At 34.9% G+C, this 21,276-nt stretch carries 15 protein-coding genes and 1 tRNA gene; 6 read left to right on the forward strand and 10 right to left on the reverse strand.

Annotated elements, in window-relative coordinates; translation table 11 throughout:
* Positions 1-2: 2 nt before the first annotated feature.
* Positions 3-644 carry a 2OG-Fe(II) oxygenase gene (locus tag LOK78_RS03680; RefSeq protein ID WP_232633729.1) on the forward strand — a complete coding sequence of 214 codons (642 nt, stop codon included), beginning with the start codon at positions 3-5 and terminating at the stop codon, positions 642-644.
* Between the two features lie 290 nt (positions 645-934).
* On the opposite strand, the gene LOK78_RS03685 is transcribed toward LOK78_RS03680, so the two are convergent.
* Positions 935-2,269, reverse strand: coding sequence for an MATE family efflux transporter (locus LOK78_RS03685; protein WP_232634155.1), 1,335 nt, complete (start codon positions 2,267-2,269; stop codon positions 935-937).
* Positions 2,266-2,766 (reverse strand): GNAT family N-acetyltransferase, encoded by a 501-nt coding sequence (locus LOK78_RS03690; protein WP_232633730.1) that lies wholly within the window; start codon positions 2,764-2,766, stop codon positions 2,266-2,268. The genes LOK78_RS03685 and LOK78_RS03690 overlap by 4 nt, the downstream gene beginning before the upstream one ends.
* Before the next feature lie 47 nt (positions 2,767-2,813).
* On the opposite strand from LOK78_RS03690, the gene LOK78_RS03695 reads away from it, so the two are divergent.
* The gene (locus LOK78_RS03695) at positions 2,814-3,611 is read left to right on the forward strand and encodes a universal stress protein (RefSeq protein WP_232633732.1); all 798 of its coding nucleotides are present in this window, start codon (positions 2,814-2,816) and stop codon (positions 3,609-3,611) included.
* Between the two features lie 60 nt (positions 3,612-3,671).
* Positions 3,672-3,745, forward strand: a tRNA-Ala gene (locus LOK78_RS03700).
* Positions 3,746-4,004: 259 nt separating this feature from the next.
* Here the strand turns inward: LOK78_RS03700 and LOK78_RS03705 are convergent.
* From LOK78_RS03705 to LOK78_RS03730, 6 genes are all read right to left on the reverse strand, one after another.
* Positions 4,005-4,421, reverse strand: a complete 417-nt coding sequence (locus LOK78_RS03705) for a hypothetical protein (protein ID WP_232633733.1) — start codon at positions 4,419-4,421, stop codon at positions 4,005-4,007.
* 208 nt (positions 4,422-4,629) lie between these two features.
* Positions 4,630-5,409, reverse strand: coding sequence for a hypothetical protein (locus LOK78_RS03710; RefSeq protein WP_232633734.1), 780 nt, complete (start codon positions 5,407-5,409; stop codon positions 4,630-4,632).
* Between the two features lie 108 nt (positions 5,410-5,517).
* A complete protein-coding gene (locus tag LOK78_RS03715) occupies positions 5,518-8,259 on the reverse strand; it encodes a PD-(D/E)XK nuclease family protein (RefSeq protein WP_232633736.1) in 2,742 nt (913 codons plus the stop codon).
* 64 nt (positions 8,260-8,323) lie between these two features.
* Positions 8,324-9,682 carry an OmpA family protein gene (locus tag LOK78_RS03720; protein ID WP_232633737.1) on the reverse strand — a complete coding sequence of 453 codons (1,359 nt, stop codon included), beginning with the start codon at positions 9,680-9,682 and terminating at the stop codon, positions 8,324-8,326.
* A 126-nt stretch (positions 9,683-9,808) separates the two neighbouring features.
* Positions 9,809-11,002 carry a glycine C-acetyltransferase gene (kbl, locus tag LOK78_RS03725; RefSeq protein ID WP_232633739.1) on the reverse strand — a complete coding sequence of 398 codons (1,194 nt, stop codon included), beginning with the start codon at positions 11,000-11,002 and terminating at the stop codon, positions 9,809-9,811.
* A 30-nt stretch (positions 11,003-11,032) separates the two neighbouring features.
* Positions 11,033-14,170, reverse strand: coding sequence for a UvrD-helicase domain-containing protein (locus tag LOK78_RS03730; RefSeq protein WP_232633741.1), 3,138 nt, complete (start codon positions 14,168-14,170; stop codon positions 11,033-11,035).
* A gap of 122 nt (positions 14,171-14,292) precedes the next feature.
* On the opposite strand from LOK78_RS03730, the gene LOK78_RS03735 reads away from it, so the two are divergent.
* Positions 14,293-14,901 carry a superoxide dismutase gene (locus LOK78_RS03735; RefSeq protein WP_053970879.1) on the forward strand — a complete coding sequence of 203 codons (609 nt, stop codon included), beginning with the start codon at positions 14,293-14,295 and terminating at the stop codon, positions 14,899-14,901.
* A 653-nt stretch (positions 14,902-15,554) separates the two neighbouring features.
* Here LOK78_RS03735 and LOK78_RS03740 read toward each other — a convergent pair.
* A complete protein-coding gene (locus tag LOK78_RS03740; protein ID WP_053970878.1) occupies positions 15,555-17,453 on the reverse strand; it encodes an amidophosphoribosyltransferase in 1,899 nt (632 codons plus the stop codon).
* A gap of 60 nt (positions 17,454-17,513) precedes the next feature.
* Positions 17,514-18,440: a PfkB family carbohydrate kinase gene (locus LOK78_RS03745; RefSeq protein WP_232633744.1), complete on the reverse strand. Its 927-nt coding sequence runs from the start codon at positions 18,438-18,440 to the stop codon at positions 17,514-17,516.
* 148 nt (positions 18,441-18,588) lie between these two features.
* Between LOK78_RS03745 and LOK78_RS03750 the strand changes: the two genes are divergently transcribed.
* Positions 18,589-20,556 (forward strand): sensor histidine kinase, encoded by a 1,968-nt coding sequence (locus LOK78_RS03750; protein ID WP_232633746.1) that lies wholly within the window; start codon positions 18,589-18,591, stop codon positions 20,554-20,556.
* 38 nt (positions 20,557-20,594) lie between these two features.
* Positions 20,595-21,242 (forward strand): response regulator, encoded by a 648-nt coding sequence (locus tag LOK78_RS03755; protein WP_232633747.1) that lies wholly within the window; start codon positions 20,595-20,597, stop codon positions 21,240-21,242.
* The last annotated feature ends 34 nt before the right edge of the window (positions 21,243-21,276 follow it).

The following is a 21,276-nucleotide window of genomic DNA, read 5'->3' on the forward strand; positions in this document are numbered from 1 at the left end:
CAATGGAAGAGCTTTTTGAGCAATTGGATTTTATTGAAAATCCGCAGTATGAGCAGATTATATCTGATTTAATGCATCAACAATATAGTATTGTTGAGACCTTTTTTACCGAAGAAGAAGTGCATGCGCTTCGTAATTCCCTTTTAGATAATTATAAAGAAGACTCCTTTAAAAAGGCCGCTATTGGCAATAAGGTTAATGAAAACATCATTAAATCCATAAGGGGCGATCATATCATGTGGTTGGACCAAAATCAGGCAACTCCCCCAGAAACCATGTTCTTTGATAAGGTAAACAACCTGATTTCCTATTTAAATAGAACCTGCTTTTTGGGCATCTTACAAAAGGAGTTTCACTATGCCGTTTATCCTACGGGTACTTTTTACAAGCGTCACTTGGACACCTTTCAGAATGATGACAGAAGAAAGCTATCCATTGTTTGCTATTTAAACAACGAAAATTGGTTGCCAGAAAACGGTGGTGAATTGGTACTTTATCTCAATGAAAATGGCGAGGAAACTGAAAAAGTAATCTACCCCTTCCCGGGTCGTATGGTTATTTTTGAAAGCCAAATTATCGAACACGAGGTCAAACCAGTCAACACAAGAAGGTTGAGTATCACTGGTTGGTTAAAAACCAGATAGACTGCTTACAGCCTTCTGTTTCGATTGTAGATATAAATAATAATTAAAACGACTGCCAACAGCAGAAATAACATATTTCCTCCCATAACGTATTATTTATCGACGCGATTTTTGTTGTATCTATAAATAAGATAAGCTACTAGGACCAAAACCAAAAAAGGCAACATGGTCCCTATAAAAACGCCTATTTCATAGCCTTTATCAGGTGCATTTTTGATTTTTTCCTCAATGCTTGGTTCCTGAAAAAAGTTCAACAAAAACATATCACTTAGTAAATTTACAAACCAAAGTTACGCTTTTTGGGCAAGGGGTAAAAAGAGTTTTCGAAATTTTACGATTAAGGGAATTCCTCTGGCAATAATCCAGACAGTTAAAGCAATAAAAATACCATAGAGTCGCAAATTCAGGTAATCAACAAAAAGTAAAACAGGGATAAAAACTCCAAAGGTTGCTACCAACAATAAATTGCGCAAATACTTCATTTTTCCCATCCCCTTAAACATACCATCAAAAATAAATGCCAAGGCACACAAGGGCTGCATTGCTAAAATCATCCAAAAGACCTTGTAAAACTCTCGTAAAACGGCTTCATCATCTGTAAAAATACGCCCAATAGAACTATAGGTCGCTGTACCAATTAACGCCATGATTGTTCCAACTACAATCCCATAGATAATAAGCTTGTTACTTAACTGTATCAAATCATGATACCGCTTTCCTCCTAACAATTTACCCGATAAAATATTACCGGCGCTAGCATATCCATCTATCAAAAAGGCTCCCAAAAACCAGAGATTAATGGCAATGGTATAGGCCGCTATGTAGTTTGCTCCATAACTTGTAGCATAAGAAGAACCGAAATAAAGTGTCACATTAAGAGCTATAGTTCTCACAAATAAATTGAGGACCATGAAAGTGAATTTTTTAATTTCTTTATTTAGAGGCCAAGTCGCCACAAGAGGCAATGGTGTTTTTTGGTATAAGTAAAACGCCGAAATCAATGCCATAAGAATTTGGGCAATTACACTGGCATAGGCAGCCCCTTGGATGTTCATTGCAGGATTAAAACCTTCCACACCATATACCAAAACCAGGTCTAAAAGCACATTAGACACACAACCAATGATGGCTATCACCATGGGATAGAATGTGTTTTGAAGCCCTCTAAAAGCACCAAACACACCTATGGTAAAAAGGGTGAACGGAAATCCGAAAATACGGATTCTGAAGTACTCCACACAGTATTCCAGGATAAGTCCTGACGCGTTATACAGCTTGAAAATTTGTCTGGAAAACGGAAAAGTTAGGGCCAAAATCAGTAAACTGATCAAGACTACAATAGTAATGGCTTGTGCAGGTAATGATTTGACTTCAGGAAGGCGATTGGCTCCCAGGTATTGAGAAATAATAGAAGAAATCGCACTTCTTGTTTGGCCAAACACCCAAATAAGCATGGATAAAAAAGTGGCCACAATACCCACAGCTGCCAAAGATTCTGTAGCATTCAGCTCCATATTACCCACAACCGCCGTATCGGTCAAAGACAATATAGGCTCGGATATGCCACCAATCAATGCCGGGATGGCCAATTTATTGATATGTTTTAAACTTAAATCGGTAGTCACAAGAGACGTTCGTAACAATAAAACGGAAATTCGCTCTGCTTGGGGAAATATATTTCACCCAATCGTTTATAACCGCGAAGTTCGTAAAATTTTTGGTTTCGGAGGTTCTTGGAGAACGTGTCTAATCTAATAGAATCATAGTTATTATCGATTGCCCAATGTTCAGCAAATGTCATTAATTTTCTAGCAATTCCATGACCCTGAACCTTGGGATGAACTGCCAACCGATGGATGTAAAGGTGTTTGTTTTCTGGGGTTAACCATTCCATAGCCTCGTACTCGGCATCTTTAAAGCTTGAAAGCACAACACACCCTTGAACAGTACCCTCAAATTCATAAACGTATAATTCCTGACGGTTTACATCGGTTCTAAAGGCTTCAAAACTTGGATAGAATTCATTCCATTGAAATATGCCATGGTCCTGCATATGACGTGCACATGCTCCCGTAATTTCAAGCAAGCGATCCAAATCTGCCAATTGGGCTTTTCTTATCAAGATTATCTGTAATTTTGTTTCCAAATTACTTATAAATTATTTGAATTATGAGGAATATTTTAGTTCTGATTGGATCTTCTGGAAATGCCAAAGGTTTGCTACAATATGCGATTGATTTTGCACACACATTTAATGCAAAAATTTATTTAGTTAAAATCAATGATATCTATCCGCACTCAGGAACTAGTGTCAAGGTTGGAAATTATTTGGTTGACGAAGTAGAAAAAGAATTGGAATTACTTCTCGAATCTGTGGATCAAAAAGGGGTAGAAATCATTTCGAAATCCATCATTGGGGAACTCATTTCCACTTTGGAGACCCTTCAATCTGATCTTCAAATTGATTTATTAATGATCGCACCAAGAACAACCTCTATTAAGGAGGAGGTTTATTTAGGACAGACCTCTGGAAAAGTGATTAAACAAACACAGATTCCCGCGCTAATAGTTCCTGAAAACTATGTTTTTGAACCCATCTCCAAAATATTGTTGGCAATGAAATCGGCCAACATCAAAAAGGAAGGTGTTCTGGAACCCTTGAAAATAGTTATGAAACATTTTGATGCGAAACTAGATCTTCTTTTAGTCAAAACGCCTGCTTATCAAGAAGCAGATTTTAATTTACATCCTGAATTAGAATCCCTAGTCCATCAATTTTCCCATGTTGAAAGTCCAACAACTTTTCAAGGTGTCTTAGAGAATTACCAAACATATCAAGCCAATCTCCTTTGTGTGGTAAGGCGTAAACGTGGTTTTTTTACCAAATTATGGGAAAGCAACACCATTTTAAAAAAGGACTTTCACTGCAGTACGATGCCTGTTTTGGTGCTCAGTGGCATTCAATAAAATCTTTTAAAAGAAACTCAATTTATTTAGAAAAAGTAGTATTTTCGCATTCTAGAGCTTGGGGCATTAGCTCAGCTGGCTAGAGCGCTACGCTGGCAGCGTAGAGGTCATCGGTTCGACTCCGATATGCTCCACTTTTAAATTCGCAATCAGTTAATTAATAATTGGTTGCGTTTTTTTGTTTCCTAACCATATGTATTGAAATGTGAACATTTAAAAGTGGTAAACCTGGAACATATCCATTTTACCATAACTCCCTAAATTATTTGTCAAAACATTCTAATCTTGGATAATCTCCTTTTTCAAACCAAATGGCTTTCTTCTTTTTGTATTTAGATATATTCTCTTTGCAAATGAAATAGAACAATTCTTTTTTAAATTCTCCGGTGTTTATTATTGGTATGAAATTGGGGATTTTATAATACGATGAATTCCATTGTACTTGCCCATAATTTCAATTAGCTGCTTTGTTATTCGAGTCCCTTTTTCGTTCCATAGAAATAGGTTATTATTCTTTTCAATAAATTTATTTGGGAAGTAAGCTGTAGGATACCCACCTATAGAATCTGTTAATTTTAACAGAGATTTTTCATTTTTATTAAACTTAAAGCAATAGGCTTGGTCTGATTCATCATAACTATCAATTACAATTACCTTCTCAGAAACAAATCTATTGTTTAAGGAGTAATCTATTATCGCATTTAACCTAGCGTCATCTTTATCCCCTTTGTGCATTATCTCCTTTCTTAATGACGATTTGCAAGAAACCAGAAACAAAGCAATAAAAACTAGTTTTGAACATTTTTTCATTAAATAAATTATTAATATAATTTATCGATTATCACTAATCTCAAAATCCTGATAAATATATCAGGATTTTTTTGATAGCCTAAACGATATGGAGCATGTTCAAATCAAATTAAGAAATTTCATTTAATATACCAATATGCCCAACTGAAATAAACCCCATGAATCAGTGATTTCATGGGGTTTTTATTTTACTTATTTTGACTAAATATTATTCACTTTCACTTTCCAATGCCAGTCTGGTATATTCATTTACTAAAGCACTAAACCAATCCCAGTCTACCGAATTATAAGGATATTTTTTCATGAAAGACTCGTTGTCACCAAAAAGGAATTGGTAATTTTCTTCAAAGTCATTTTTATGAAGCCAAATAATCTTATCTCCTTTTTGCACATAATAAGACTTTATAATACCACCACCTATTTTAGGAGCTGCACCAAATTTCATTCCTTGTGTTTCCTTTGCAAAAGGATCGTGATAAACGGAAATGAATTTACTGAAACTAGGGTTTATTAATTGCATTAAAAATTCTTTCTCGTCTTTCTTATTTTTTAAAGCCACTTTTTGGTTTATGAAATATATCTCATCACTCGAAGTTAATTTATCGACACTATTTCTACCTCCCATTCCATAATTACTGAATTTTTTGGACATCTTGTTAAACTTCTCCATACCACTTGCAAATAGATATGCTTCTGATATATCCTCAGCCTTATAAGTTTCTTTATTTCCTGAAATACTATCTTTGAAATACAGCTGGTGAATTTGTCCCTTTTTAGTGACAATACTTTTGCAATATCCTTTATAAATTGCTCCATCCTTCATAACCAAGGTAGACACCTTTTTGGTTGCTGGAGTATTGAAACCTTCATTGAAATAATATGCCTTTAGCATATCGATTTCATCATCAGAATATTTCACTTTATCCTGACCCATTGTCGATATTGCAATAAAAAGTGATAGAAAAGTGACTAGTTGTTTAGTTTTCATAATATTAAGTATATAAGATATTCATATACTTCAAATATCAACAAAGCACTTTCTTGGCACAATACGTCATTTGACGTATTTTTTAATAATCTTGGAAGAAGGATTTAATTACTTCTCCACAAAAGGGGTCTTCAAATCAAAAATCTCGATAATCAGTTTTTTCAATTCTACTTCAAAAGACTTCAAAACTTCTTGAGTAATCAATTGATTTTTTGATCTTGACCTTGGATTATCTTTGATTCCAAACTTCATAAAACCCTTACTTAAGTTTTTAAAAGAAATAATCCCCCCTTCAAATGGTAGCGTTCGTAATTGTTTTTCATATATCATTAAAGCATAGGTCAATACCTGAAAACTTTTACTGTATTTATCATAATCTGTAACAAGGTCTTCCCAATTGACTATCTCGACTTGGCCAGGATCGACCTTACCTGATTTATAGTCAATGATACGTGTCATCCCATTAAACTCATCTATACGATCTACCTTACCACTTATAAAGACGGGGAAATCAAGTTCTGGGATTTGGATGGCTATTTTATTGTCTTCTTCAACAGCCAATAATTTAATGGTATTACCGTTTTGAAGTTCCTGTATTTCCTTGTCCAAAAAATTGGAAACGTAACGCTTTGCTATTTCAAAAACAATTAAGTTTCGACCCTTGGTAATATCACCCATCTTATAGATACCGTCAAAGTGCTTTTTTACCATGGAAGCAATTTTAGGTTTGAGCGCCTTTAGTTTTTCAACCTCTAAAAACGTCCCTACAAAAGGTCTGTAAAAATCCTCCAAAGTATTGTGAACAACAGTTCCCAAAGTATTGGCGGCCACAGTTTCTTCAACTTCTTCATACTCCTTCACTTTTAAGACCCGTTGTTTATAAAACGTAAAAGGATCTCTGATGTAACTCGTCAGTGAAGAAGGTGAAAATCCATTATTTGATGCATAGGATTGTAGTATTTGCAAAATGGTTTGATCTTTAGGAATTGATTTTAACTCCTTTTGAATAGGCGGAACATGAGGAAGTACCACTTGCTCATTAATTTCATGAATCCCTTCCAACTCCATCTGGCGTAGAAGTCTACTCTTCTCTCCTCCACCAAAATGATCTACTTCCGTATTGTAAATAATATGTACCTTTTTAGCCCTTTGAATCAACCTAAAAAAGTGATACGTATAAATAGCATCCTTCTCTTTGTAGGTTGGCAAACCATAGGTCAGTTTGACGTCATAGGGAATAAATGAATTCTGGCTTTTCCCCGCTGGTAATATCCCCTCATTCACTGACGCGATAATCACATTTTCAAAATCTAATACCCGGGTTTCAAGCATCCCCATAATTTGAAGTCCGCTTAGTGGTTCTCCAACAAAATCAACAGTTTCAGACCCCAACAAATTTTTATAAACTTCATGTAGTGTTTTGATTGTTTGAAGATGTTCAAAGCGATGCTGTAAATGCTTCAGGTCATTGAACAAAGCATGGAATTTATACAAATACTCTAAGGCTAACTTTTGATCCTCCTTTTGAACCTCCAAATGTTTTTTAATTAAAAATACAAGTTGGTCGATTCGTTCTAGAGCTATTTCAGAACGATGCTTCCAATCTGAAAATAAAACATCTATTATGTTATGATGGTTGGGAGCTAATTCTTTAAGTTTCTCAATGGTTAAGAAGGATAAATTATTAAGTTTTATATCTTGAATTATTTTCTGTGCCCAATTTTCATTTCCCGTTTGAAAAAGAGGCCAAATATGCTGATGTGCCAAGATGCTTTCAACATCTTTAAAATACATGGTACTCCTTCCTTGTTTATGCAAATAAAATAGCTTCTCAAACATACTTGCCATGGGGACGGACTCCAGTTTTAATCCCATGGTAATATTTAAGGTTTGGATGTCCTTTGGAAGGGCATTTAATGTAGGCAATAACAACTTTTCATCTGCTAGAACAACAGCTGTTTTTGTAATATCTAAATTTCCCTCCTTCAAAATATTTCCAATTTGTTTAGCCTGGGAAATACTTTTTGGAGCGCCGTAAAGATTTATTTCCTTCTTCTCAGAATAGTAGTTTGAGACCCAATTAAAAGGATGCTTTTTAAAGTAAGGCCAGTCAAACCGATACTTCCTACAAAACAAACCGGTATCATTAAGCTTGTTGTCAAAAAAGACTTTATCAATATCCCAATAGACACTTGCCATCTCATTTTGCAAAAGTTCTTGAAAAATAGATTCCTCGGCTTGATTGAGCGCATTAAAACCAATAAAAACATGTGCTCTTTTTGAAGACTGTATATAATCCTCTAAGTTTGAAACGGCCTGCCTGTAAACAAGACCTTGATAAGCATAGCCGCTATTTAAGAGACTTTCTCTAAGTGTTTGATAGTATTCCAGTAACTTACCCCAAAAAGCCTTATACTGCTTTATAAAATCGGTGGCATATTCATCCTTATACCAAACTTTTAAATCCTGGATAGCACTAATGTAGTTGAATATATCTTCTTCAGGGATTAAATACCTATCCACCTCATTAAAGTCTTGCAACAATATTTGGCCCCATTTAGAAAAACCCTCAAAGGAATCCCTTATTGATGACTCAGTCAATTGACTATACACGTCATAAAACTCAAAAAGCAATTCCACATTTGATAATGGCTTTAAGCCGGACAATTCTTGAGTGAATTCTTCAATGCTAATTACCTCAGGTGAAAAAATAGTATTCTCCAATATAGAAGCCAATTCCTGCTTTAGAAAAACCCCCGCCCTAATACTAGGGAGAATAAAAGTTAGTTGAGAGAAATCAACTTGTTTCTTCTTTAAATCTAAGAGGACTTCTTTGATGAATGTTGTCATATCCTAAAAATAAAAAACGCCTCGATTTCTCGAGGCGTTTTTCAAATAATTTATTGAATATTACTTATTTTATTAAGTTGATTTCAACTCTTCTGTTGTTTGCTCTACCAGCTCTAGTTTTGTTAGTGTCAATTGGTTTAGACTCTCCAAAACCTTCGTGAGTTAATCTGTTTGAAGCTACTCCGTTTTCAATTAAGTAAGTCATTACAGAACTAGCTCTTTCTTGAGATAATTTTTGGTTTGAGCTTTCGCTACCAACACTATCAGTGTGACCTTCAATGTTGAATCTAGCGTTAGGATACTCTTTCAAGATTGCGATGATATCACCTAATACTTTTTCAGACTGAGCTTTGATTGTTGATTTACCAGTATCAAACAAGATTGTTTTAGCGTAAGCATTCAATGCTTTTTGAACTGCTTCAGTTACTTCTGGACAACCTTGGTTAGCAACAGTACCTACTTTTTCTGGACATAAGTCATCTTTATCTGGAACACCATCACCGTCAGTATCTGGCCAAGGACATCCTTTATTTGCAGCAGGACCTGCCTCGTTTGGACACTCATCATCCTTATCAGCAACACCGTCACCGTCAGAATCTGGACATCCGTTAAGAGATTTCAATCCAGCTACAGAAGGACAATCATCATCTTTATCAGCGATTCCGTCACCATCAGTATCAGGACATCCGTTGAACTCAGCTGTACCAGCTTCGTTTGGACAATCATCTTTAGAATCTTCGATTCCGTCACCGTCAGTATCAGGACAACCATTGAATTCTGGTAAACCAGGTACTTCTGGACAAGCATCATCCTTGTCATAGATTCCGTCACCGTCAGTATCTTTACCTCCAAATTTGAAAGTAATACCAGCAGTATGTTGGAAATGTGTATCTAAATAATCTTCGAAAGCATGTTTGTAAGCACTTTGAACTGTTAAACCGATGTTTTCAGTAAACCATACGTTAAAACCTAAAGTTCCATTCACAGTTCCTGCACCGATTTCATCAACCCAAGTATAACCCCCACCAACACCAAGGTAAGGATCAAAAACTGAAGATCCAATGTGAGATCCGAAGCTGTACTTGATAGTACCATCAACACCATAGTAAGAAAGATCGTCTACTTCCATATCTCCCCATTTGTCTATTCTGTTAATAGATCCAGTTACTCCAACACTGAAACCAGCATCGATATATCTTGCAACGGATAAGCTTGATAGTGAAGGTAAAATATTCCAGTGGTCTCCAACGTTGAAATATTCATCAAACATACCACCACGAGGAGCATCTTCACCTACTGGGTAAAAGTCAACAGCGTTCACTGCAATACCAATTGCCCATGGATTGTTTTCATCTTGTGCATTCATGCTGCTATAGCTCAAAACTAGCAACATTGCAAACAGTAATCTGCTAAGATTTTTCATATTCAAAAATTTAATTTTTAAGTGTTAATTGTAAGCAAATGTAAGTTGTTAAATATTATTAACAAAGACAAATATAGAAAAATATTGAATATTAACCCATGAATACTCACATTTGTCTAATTATGTTTAAATAATTTCAAGCGTTTTTCCAACTTTCACAAAAGCGGCTATAGCCTTGTCCAAATGAGCCTTTTCATGGGCTGCTGAAAGTTGCACTCTAATTCTTGCTTTATCCCTTGGTACTACAGGAAAGAAGAACCCAATAACATAAATTCCTTCTTCCAACAATAAATTAGCCATAGATTGAGATAGCTTGGCATCATATAACATAATAGGCACAATAGCAGAATCCCCGTCTATAACATCAAATCCAGCTTTTTTCATTCCTTCTTTGAAGTAATTTGTATTCCACTCCAACTTGTCCCTTAGGGCTGTATCATTTTCCAACATATCAAACACCTTAATAGAAGCACCTACAATAGCCGGTGCCAAAGAGTTTGAAAAAAGATAAGGCCTTGATCGTTGACGCAACATTTCAATAATTTCCTTTTTACCTGTGGTATATCCCCCCATAGCACCACCTAAGGCTTTACCAAGGGTCCCAGTAATAATATCAATGCGATCTAAGACGCCCTTTTCCTCTAAGGTTCCTCTTCCAGTTTTTCCAATAAACCCAGCAGCGTGACATTCATCTATCATTACCATGGCATCGTACTTATCGGCCAAATCACAAATCTGATCTAAGGGCGCAACCAATCCGTCCATGGAAAACACACCATCAGTCACTATGATTTTAAACCGAGCACCATTTTCATTAGCTGCTTGCAACTGGCTTTCCAAATCTTCCATATTGCTATTTTCATAACGATATCTTGCGGCTTTACATAACCGAACCCCATCAATGATGGATGCATGATTTAGAGAATCTGAAATAATCGCATCTTCCGGACCTAATAATGGTTCAAAAACACCACCATTGGCATCAAAAGCTGCAGCATATAAAATAGTGTCCTCTGTACCGTAGAAAGAGGCAATTTTCGATTCTAATTCCTTATGAATATCTTGGGTACCACATATGAACCTAACAGATGACATTCCAAATCCATGTGTATCCATAACGTCCTTAGCCGCTTGAACCACATCAGGATGATTGGAAAGTCCCAAATAATTATTCGCACAAAAATTTAAAACCTTTTCGCCCGTATTCAAGGTAATTTCAGCCCCTTGAGCCGAGGTAATAATGCGCTCTTCTTTAAAAAGGCCATTGTCCTTAATTGTTTGCAATTCTTGCTGTAAATATTCCTTAATCTTTCCGTACATGATTTAAATTAGATTGATTTGGTTGTAAAGTTAAAACTCTTTTATTTCAATTTCTTCATTTATGTAAACAAGTATTTTCTTTTCGGTTTTTATTCCCATCTCACCCAACGCCTTTTCATAGCTAAGTAATTGTTGGTCATGTTTTTTCAGGGCCTTACCTGTTTTATAGTCAATAATAGTGGCATTTCTTTGACCGTCAATAACCAATCTGTCGGGTCTATAAATAGCTCCTGAAGTAGAAAGGATATCCCGCTCATTGATTTTTATAGATTCTCCTTCAAAGTATTTTTGAAGCTGGGGATGGAAAATAATTTCGCGCAATTGGGTCAGCAATTCTTCCTTTTCAAAATCGCTCAAAACCATTTCATTGAATTCAGCAAATACAAAATCTAAATCATCAATTGTTCTTATATAAGCAAGTAACTTATGAACCAAATTACCTTTCTCTAGTGCTTTCTCCTGATTAGAATCCCAAAGCATTCCTGATTTGGTTGAAATTTCCAATTGGTGGTCCTTTCTTGAAACTGAAATAAATTCTAGCGCTTTCACTTTCTTTGGTAATTCAGACTTACTTTTTACAAACCTTTCTGGAGTACCAAACGTATAAACTAACTTCCCCTCATCCCACTCGTTGAGGTGTTCTAAATATTTAACAAAGATGTCTGCATAGGATTTCAAATCATCAACCCTACTTTTAACCTTTGTTTGCTTTGATATGACATATAACTGTTCTTCAGCCCTAGTTAAAGCAACATATAATAAATTAATATTGTCCAATTGTTGCTCTGCACGATGTCGTGTATATATCGCTTCCCCAACATCACCAAATTCCTTCATACTCGTATTAAAACTGAGAAGCCCCTCCTCGAACCCAAAGAATGTATTTGTATCTAAAGGATACCACTCCTTAGGATCTTGCTCACGGTAGATTTCTAAATCGGCAAATGGGAAAATCACAACAGGAAATTCCAAGCCTTTGGATTTATGAATCGTCATGATTTGAACTGCATTTTGATCTACCGGTGTCACAATACTTAGCTTATCCTTTTTCTCTTCAAAATATTCCAAAAATGAAGGCAAGTCAGAGCTCTTGCTTTCTGAAAATTCAAAAACAACATCCAGAAAATATTGTAAATATGCATTAGATGTCTTATTCAGTTTGAAACACCGAATGATATCTTCTGTCATTTCAAAAAGTGGCCATTCCATCACCGTACTATAATCCAAATCAAAACCTAATGCTTGAAGTTTTTCAAATAGGTCTTCAGCACTTTCATTAATAAATTTTTGAATGAATTGATGGGGAGCATCAGGTTGTATTTGCTGAGACAGATAATATAACCAATCTACCTGAGCTTCTTTATTGTCTTGTTGCACCATCCAGGTTAAAAAATCAATAACAAATGAAACTTCCGGAGAGTTAATAAGCAACAAAGACTCAGAAGATATAACAGGGATGCCTTGGTCATTCAAATAATCTGCAATGACTATCCCTTCTTTATTCTTCCTTACTAGAACACAGATTTCACCAAACTCAAATCCCTTTTTTTGGTTAGCCAAAATTATATCTAGTGTTTTGATACAATAAGCCTCCTCTCTGCTGTCCTCGTCTTGAAGTTCCAAAAATTCCAATGATACAAATCCTGGATCGAGCGACTTTACCTCTTGTTTTGCTGAAGTATAAAGGTTTGAATAATCTGAGTGATCAAAAAAACCTTTTGCTAGGAAATCGAATAACCCATTATTAAATTCTACTATGGTTTGATGACTCCTAAAATTGGCCGGAAGATTAGCAATATTTTTTTCAGCTTGAAATGGAGAGTCTCTTTCTGAATTGGCCAGATCAAGAAATTGCTCAGCTTTTCCACCACGCCATCTGTAAATAGCCTGTTTGGCATCACCAACCAACAGTACGGACCCAATTCTATTATCTAATGGATTGCTTAATAATGGTTGTAAATTATCCCATTGTTTCACAGATGTGTCTTGAAACTCATCAATAAAAAAATGACTGAATTTTTCTCCCAACCGTTCATAAATAAATGGCGTAGGCTGATCCTTAATCTCTTTACTAATTAAATTATTGAATTCTGAAATCAACAGTTTATTTTGATCTTCCTTCAGCAATTTCAATTCATTGTTGATGGCATGAAGCACAGAAAGCGGTGTAATATTTTTATAAAAAACACGATAAAACTCCAGTTGAAAAATAAGCTGCTTTATCTGCATTAAGACTCTAGCCAATTCTGAATGAATGCTGTCAATTATAGAACAAATTTCAGGAGCTTGCTTTGCAGTATACAACTGCTCTCCGTTCAAAAACTTATTGATCCATTGGACTTCAAAATTGACCTCAAAATTCCCTTCCGAAACCTTTTCCAGCAGTTTAGGGTAGTAACTGCTATAAAAGTGACTTGGTTCCAAGCCACAGGACGCAATGAATTCAAGGGTTTTATTTGCCAACCCAATGAGTTCCTCCTTGGTCCTTTCAATTTTCTCCTTTAAAAACTGTTTTAGGATTTTAAAGTCTTCAGGATTTTTACCTTTGAGTTTTTCAACGTGTTCTAAATCTGATTCTCCGAGAAGTAATTTAGCTATTTTATTCAGGTCATATGCTATATTCCAGCTTTTATCCTCATCGGCCTTTTCAATAGCAAAATCAACTAAAACAGGAGTAAGGCTCTTATCAATTCCAGCCTTAGCAATTAATGCATCAACGGCCTCTCCCAACAATTGGTCAACATCCATTTCCACTTCAAAATCCATAGGAACCTTTAGGTCATGAGAAAAGGTTCTTATTAATTTATGGGTAAAACCATCAATAGTAGAAACATTGAAAGCCGAGTAATTGTAAACTATATATTTTAAAAGTTGTGCCGACTTCTCTTGAATTAAGACTTTATCCAGATCAATCTCATTAGATATATCGAGCAACATGGAATCTATTTGACCATCAACCACCGTATTGGAAAAAACCTTTAATTTTTCCAATAATCTCGATTTCATCTCTCCAGCAGCCTTATTTGTAAAAGTGATAGCTAGAATATGCTTGAAGTGATCTAGATTATCTCGCTTCAAAAGCACTTTGAGATATTCTTTAACTAGAGTATAAGTTTTACCACTTCCTGCAGAAGCACTGTAAATCAGAAAAGGAGAGCTTGACGTCATTAATAAAAATTTAACACAAGATAAGAAGTATCAATGATTTCATAAGGATATAATATTTTTAATTGAACGCATTTATCCGTAAATTTGAGGGAAATTTTTTATAAACTTTAAAACAAAATATTATGGCTTTCGAATTACCGAAACTAAAATATGCGTATGATGCATTGGAACCACATATCGATGCTCGTACCATGGAAATTCATCATACAAAACACCATCAAGGTTATACAAGTAAATTAAATGATGCAATTCAAGGAACAGATTTAGAAGGAAAAACCATCGAAAACATCCTTATCAATTTGGATATGGACAACAAAGCTGTTAGAAATAACGGTGGTGGTTTTTATAACCACAGTCTTTTCTGGGAAGTAATGAACCCTGAAGATAAGGGTCGTCTATCAGGAGAACTTAAAGATGCTATTGAAGCTGAATTTGGCTCTTTTGAAGTTTTCAAGGATGCCTTTAGTAAAGCAGCGGCAGGACAATTTGGATCTGGATGGGCTTGGTTATGTGTTCATGAAGGAGGAAAAGTTGAAGTTTGCTCTACACCTAATCAAGATAATCCTTTAATGCCAGGTGTTGGTTGTACTGGGACTCCAATTTTAGGTCTTGATGTTTGGGAACACGCCTATTACTTAAATTACCAAAACAGAAGACCAGATTACATTGAAGCTTTTTTCAAGGTAATTAATTGGAATGAAGTTGAAAGACGCTATGCTGAAGCAAAATAATTTCTAAGCATAACGCACATGATAAAAAAAGCAGTCCAAATGGACTGCTTTTTTTATTTCTAGAAAATAAAAAAGGCGAACACAAGTGTTCACCTTTTTTGCCCCAAATCTACCATAAACTTAACCTACTTATGTTATGGTGGTTCAAATATATAAGGAAAGAAATCAAATGATAATAGAAAATAGATAAACGGTTGTAAAATCTGTTAAAAGTTAGAAAATAAAGAAATACAGATTAAAAAAGATTGACTTGCAACAAATTATATAAAATAAAAAGGTGAACACAAGTGCTCACCTTTTTGCCCCAAATCTACCATAAACTTAACCTACTTATGTTATGGTAGTTCAAAGAACTTCGAAAGCAATGAAATCATAAAATAAAATAGTCCAACAGCCTAAAAATTAGACAAGAAGCATTAAAAAAGGATAAAATTGGTTTTTTGAAGGACTTGAAATAAGAAAGGGCATAAAAAAAGGCGAACAAGTGTTCACCTTTTTTTGCCCCAAATCTACCATGAACTTAACCTACTTATGTTATGGTCTTACTAAATTAGATGGATTTTCTCATTTCGAAATAAATAATAGACGAAATGCATATAAATTAGATTAAAAGTCTGATTTATAGGACGAACCGTATATATCAAATTTTAAGGTTAATATGCTCTCTCCCTATTTCCTTCAAAGAAATTAATAAAAGCTCTATTCACCACGCGATTTCCACCTGGTGTTGGATAATTCCCAGTAAAATACCAATCTCCCAAATTTTTAGGACATGCTTCATGCAAATCTTCTATTGATTGGAAAATAGTTTCAACCTCCGCATTTACAGTTTCATCAGAAATAAGCTCAGATATTTTATCTGAAATTTGCTCTGCAGTAAATTGGCTATATAAATCTTTTACAAAGTTTCTAACATCCTTATCTTCAAGCTCTACTTGCGCTAAACACTTGCGATAAACTTCCTCCACCATATGATATTTATCGTTTTCCTTCAATAATTCCAACATAGCTCTAAAGGCAATTAAATCTTCAAGTCTAGCCATATCAATACCATAACAATCTGGATACCTGATTTGTGGAGCAGATGAAACTACCACTATTTTTTTCGGGTTCAATCGATCCAACATTTTAATGATACTCTTTTTCAATGTAGTTCCCCTAACAATACTATCATCAATAATAACCAGATTGTCATCCTTCTTGACAACACCATAGGTAACATCATAAACGTGTGCCACCAAATCATCACGACTACTATCTTCTGTGATAAAAGTTCTTAACTTCACATCTTTAATAGCAATTTTTTCTATCCTCGGCTTTTGAGATAAAATATCTATCACTTCTTGCTCTGTCAATTTTCCATCCCCGGCAATAATAGCCTTTGTTTTTCGCTCACTCAAATACTGATCAACAGATTCTATCATCCCAAAAAAGGATGTTTCTGCTGTATTTGGAATATATGAAAACACGGTATTATCCGTATCGTGATTTACAGCTTTCAGTACTTTAGGAATTAACTTTTTACCTAAAGTTTTTCTCTCTTGATAAATTTCTGCATCACTTCCACGAGAGAAATAAATACGTTCAAAGGAACATGCTTTTCTTGGTAGTGGCTCCAAAATCTTTTTAATCGAAACCTCTCCTGTAGTTTTAGTTATAATAGCATGCCCAGGCTCTAATTCCTTAACATCGTCATAGTTCACATTAAATACCGTTTGAATAACAGGTCTTTCTGAAGCTACAATGACAATTTCATCATCCTTATAGTAATAGGTTGGTCTAATTCCCGCTGGATCTCTCAAAACAAAGGAATCTCCATGACCCAACAACCCAGCCATGGCGTAACCACCATCCCAGTTTTTGGCAGCTTTTCTCAAGATTTTGGCAACATTTAAACGTTCTGCAATCAATGGGGAACATTCATTTTTACTGTAACCTTCTTTTTTTAACTTTTTGTAAAGCTTAGCAACTGCATCATCAAGAAAATGACCTATTTTCTCCATAATGGTTATGGTATCTGCCTTTTCCTTAGGATGTTGACCCAAACGAATCAAATTATCAAACAATTCATTTACATTGGTCATATTGAAGTTACCAGCAACAATTAAATTTCTATGCATCCAATTGTTTTGTCTTAAAAATGGGTGTACACTCTCCACGCTATTTTTACCAAACGTACCATAGCGAACGTGACCCAAATACACTTCTCCTACATATGGGATATGCTTTTTTTGAAGCTCTACATTATCAGCATATTCAGGATGTTCTGTAAGCTCCTTATTGATCCTTTGGTTAATTTGATCAAAAATATCTTGAATGGGCTGTTGCGCAATGGACCTAACGCGACTGATATATCTTTCACCAGGTTTGGTATCTAACTTAATACTTGCAAAACCAGCACCATCTTGACCTCGGTTGTGCTGCTTCTCCATCATTAAGTACATCTTATTTACTCCATAAAAAGCACTTCCATATTTCTCTTTATAGAATTCAAGTGGCTTTAAAAGCCTAAGTTGTGCAATCCCGCATTCGTGTTTTATAGCGTCACTCATTTCCTGTTTGTTGTGTTGTTGTTCTTAATTAAAAACGCGCTCAGTTTTGAGCGCGCTAATTTATGTTAATTCAATTTCGAATTGTGTTAATTTTTTAAACTCCTGCAGGCGTTTCCTTACCTCATTGGCTGATAGATGTTCCATCCTTTCGGTTCCAAATTTCTCCACACAGAATGAAGCCAAAGTTGATCCATAAATAATCGCATTTTTCATGCTTTCAAATGTCACATTATCTACACTCGCCAAATAGCCTATAAATCCACCTGCAAACGTATCCCCTGCACCAGTTGGATCAAAAACTTCTTCCAACGGTAAGGCTGGAGCAAAGAAAGCATTGCCTCCATTAAACAATAAAGCGCCGTGTTCCCCTTTTTTAATAACCACATAAGTAGGCCCCATTTCCTGAATTTTTCTAGCGGCCACTTTAAGAGAATGCTCTCCAGTTAATTGTCTAGCCTCTTCATCGTTAATAGTGATAACATCCACTTTTTTAATCACCTCCATTAATTCATCCCATGTGTTATCCATCCAAAAATTCATGGTATCCAAAACCACCAATTTGGGTTTCTTTTCCATTTGTTCTAAAACACCTAATTGGACGTTTGGATGTAAATTTCCTAACATCACATAGTCGGCATCTTTAAAATTTTCCGGAACAACTGGTTTAAAATCAGCCAGCACATTTAATTCTGTTGCAAGCGTATCTCTGGAATTCATATCGTTGTGATAGCGACCACTCCAAAAGAATGTTTTCCCATGAGGCACTACCTCAACTCCAGAAATATCCATATTCTTACTTTCTAAAAGCTCTAAATATTCATTTGGAAAGTCCCCACCAACCACAGAAACCACAGCCGAATCTACCTCAAATTGAGAAGCAGCCAGTCCTATAAATGTGGCGGCACCACCAAGAATTTTATCGGTTTTACCGAAAGGCGTTTCAATAGCATCAAAAGCTACTGTTCCTACAATCACTAATTTACCCATAAGGAGGTTTCAGAATTTTGGTGCAAATATACAGTTTTTAGTTGCTAAAAAACGAATTAAATTTTGTGATAGGCGTGGTATTATGAGTAAATCTAGTTCTTCAAAAAGTAAAGATGATGTATCTTTATAGCTTTTATCAACAGCTTTTATGAGATTTAGTTATTCTATTTTTTTATTGTCTTTGTTGCTAGTTAGTTACACTTCAGCAGCATGGTCACAGAATATAACAAGTAATGCTACCAAACGATTGATAGAGCTAGACAGCTTGTGTGATAGCCAGTTAAAAAACGATTCTCTTCTAAAGGAAACAATAGCATTGGCTAAACAATTAAAACAGTACGACATTGCTGTTAAGCAAAGTGCTAATCTTATCCGTTTTTTTAATTATGAAACCAATACAAAGCACCAGGGTAAATCAGTAATTACCGAAACCAAATCTTTATTACCATATGTTAATGATAAGGAATTGGTAGGTAAATATTTCTTTGAAGTTGCGGATTTGCACTACTATTTAGGTGAATTTGAAGCTTCATTAGAGAATTACGATAGCGCTTTTTATTATGCCAATAATAGAAGCACGTCTTTACAAGGTCTTTCAAAATTTGGAAAAGGTATTGTGTATGTTGACAAAGGTGAATTCGGAAAAGCATCCTTGGCACTACAAGAAGCTATAACATATTTTCAAGCAGACAATGATACTTTAAACTGGATTAATGCCAAAAATTCTATGACCATCTTATATGGAAAAAATGAATTTTATAACGATGAAACAACAGAGCGAAAAGAGCTTATAGATTTAGCATTAAAATATAAAAACTATCCTAGTTTACCCAGCGTTTACTACAATGCGGCAGCTAGTGCTAATAAGATGGGAAATCAAAAACTGAGGATAAATTATTTAAAAGAAGCTTTGGAGGTTAATAAAGATTCTGATTACAAAGAGTTTTTTTTACCAATTTTAAAAGCCGGTTTGGTATCAGCATATGCCGATAATGATAGCTTGACAAAAGCCGAAGAACTTCTGGGTGATATAGAGAAAAATTCTAATGACATTTCAGGTTTCAATGAATCGTTCTATATAGATGCTAAAATGCGATTAGCTTTTATGAAAAAAGAATACATAGAAGCTAAAAACTATGCCGAACGCTATTTATTGCTCAAAAAACAGAGTCAAGAATTTGAAGAAATACAACAAGCGGAAAGATTTCTATCTAGAATCTATAAAAAAACAGGAAACTCTGAAAAGGCCTTAGAACATTTTGAAAATTATACGGCTTTAAAAGATTCTATCCTAGGTGTTCAGAGAGCTAGAATTCTAAGTTATTATCAAACATTATATGAAACCGAAAAACGCGATTTAAAAATACAAGCACAACAAAGTGATATTGATCTTCTAGCAGCAAAAAACAAGCTAAAAACCCAATGGTTGTTATTTGGCGGACTAAGTCTAGTAGGTTTATTTGCTTTTATATCTATACTAAGATCTCGCCGTTTTGCCAAAAAAGAACAGAAACTACAAGAAGAGTTAACGCAAAACATTATTGCATCTCAAGAAGAAGAACGAAATAGAGTTGCCATGGAGCTTCATGACAGTGTAGGTCAGCAGCTCATTTTATTAAGCAGAAAAGCACAAAATTTAAATGATGAAACTCTAAAAGAGCTCACCAAACAAACCTTAGCAGATGTCAGGTCTATTTCGCATGGATTGTTCCCAGTTGTACTAAAACGACTAGGTTTTTCGGCAGCCGTTCAGGATATGGTCGATAATTTAGACGAAGAATCTGATGTTTTTTTCACCACAGAAATAGATCCTGTAGATGAATCTCTAACAGAAGATAAAGCATTGCATTTATATAGAATCATTCAAGAGTCTCTAAACAACATTGTAAAACATTCAGAAGCTAAAGCTGTTTCAGTAGAAATTTTTAAAAATGAACAAGAAAAAGTTGTGCTTAAAATAAAAGACAATGGTAAAGGTTTTGACTTTAATGAAAAATCTCAAAAAAGTAAAAGTCTAGGTATCAAATCCATACAAGAGCGATGTAAAATCATTTGTGCAAATCTTAAAATCACCTCTGTTATTAATGAAGGAACCGAAACAAAAATAGTAGTATAAACTATAGCTTTTAAGTATTTTTGTTGAAATATTCTTACATGACTAAAGCCAATATTTCTATCGTTATTGTTGATGATCATCCTGTGATGCTAAAAGGACTCCAACAGGAGCTAGAACATGTGGGTTATCAGGTTTTAGCAACAGCAACTAACGGAGCTTCGGCTATAGAAGTCATCACAACAAATCACCCAGATATTGCTATCTTAGATATTGAGATGCCATTTCTTAATGGTTTTGAAGTTGTAAAACGTTTAAAAGCGTTAGATTTAAATACGCGCTACATTATTATGTCTTACCACAAAGAGAAAGGATTTATTGTACAAGCCAAAAAGGTAGGAGTCAATGGCTATTTACTAAAAGAAGACAGTATCCAGGACATAGAAAAATGTATTGAAGAAGTTATAAAGGGTAATACATTTTACAGTAGTTCTTTTACAGATGATTTTGAAAAAACTGCTAGCGAAGAGTTGAGAAAAATTGCATTATTAACACCTTCTGAAAGAACAATACTAAGGCTCATAGCACAAGAAAGAACCTCTTTAGAAATCTGTGAGGTATTAAGTATTTCAAAACGAACCGTTGAAAAACACAGATCTAATATTATAGCGAAGTTAGAACTAGATTCCTCTGCAAAAACATTAATAAATTGGGTTCAATTTCATAAAGAATTAGTGTTATCTCTATAGTTTAAGTAGTACGTACCCTACGTAATATCTGCAT

The sequence above is a fragment of the Mangrovimonas futianensis genome, from assembly GCF_021245805.1.
In the GTDB taxonomy this organism is placed as follows: domain Bacteria; phylum Bacteroidota; class Bacteroidia; order Flavobacteriales; family Flavobacteriaceae; genus Mangrovimonas; species Mangrovimonas futianensis.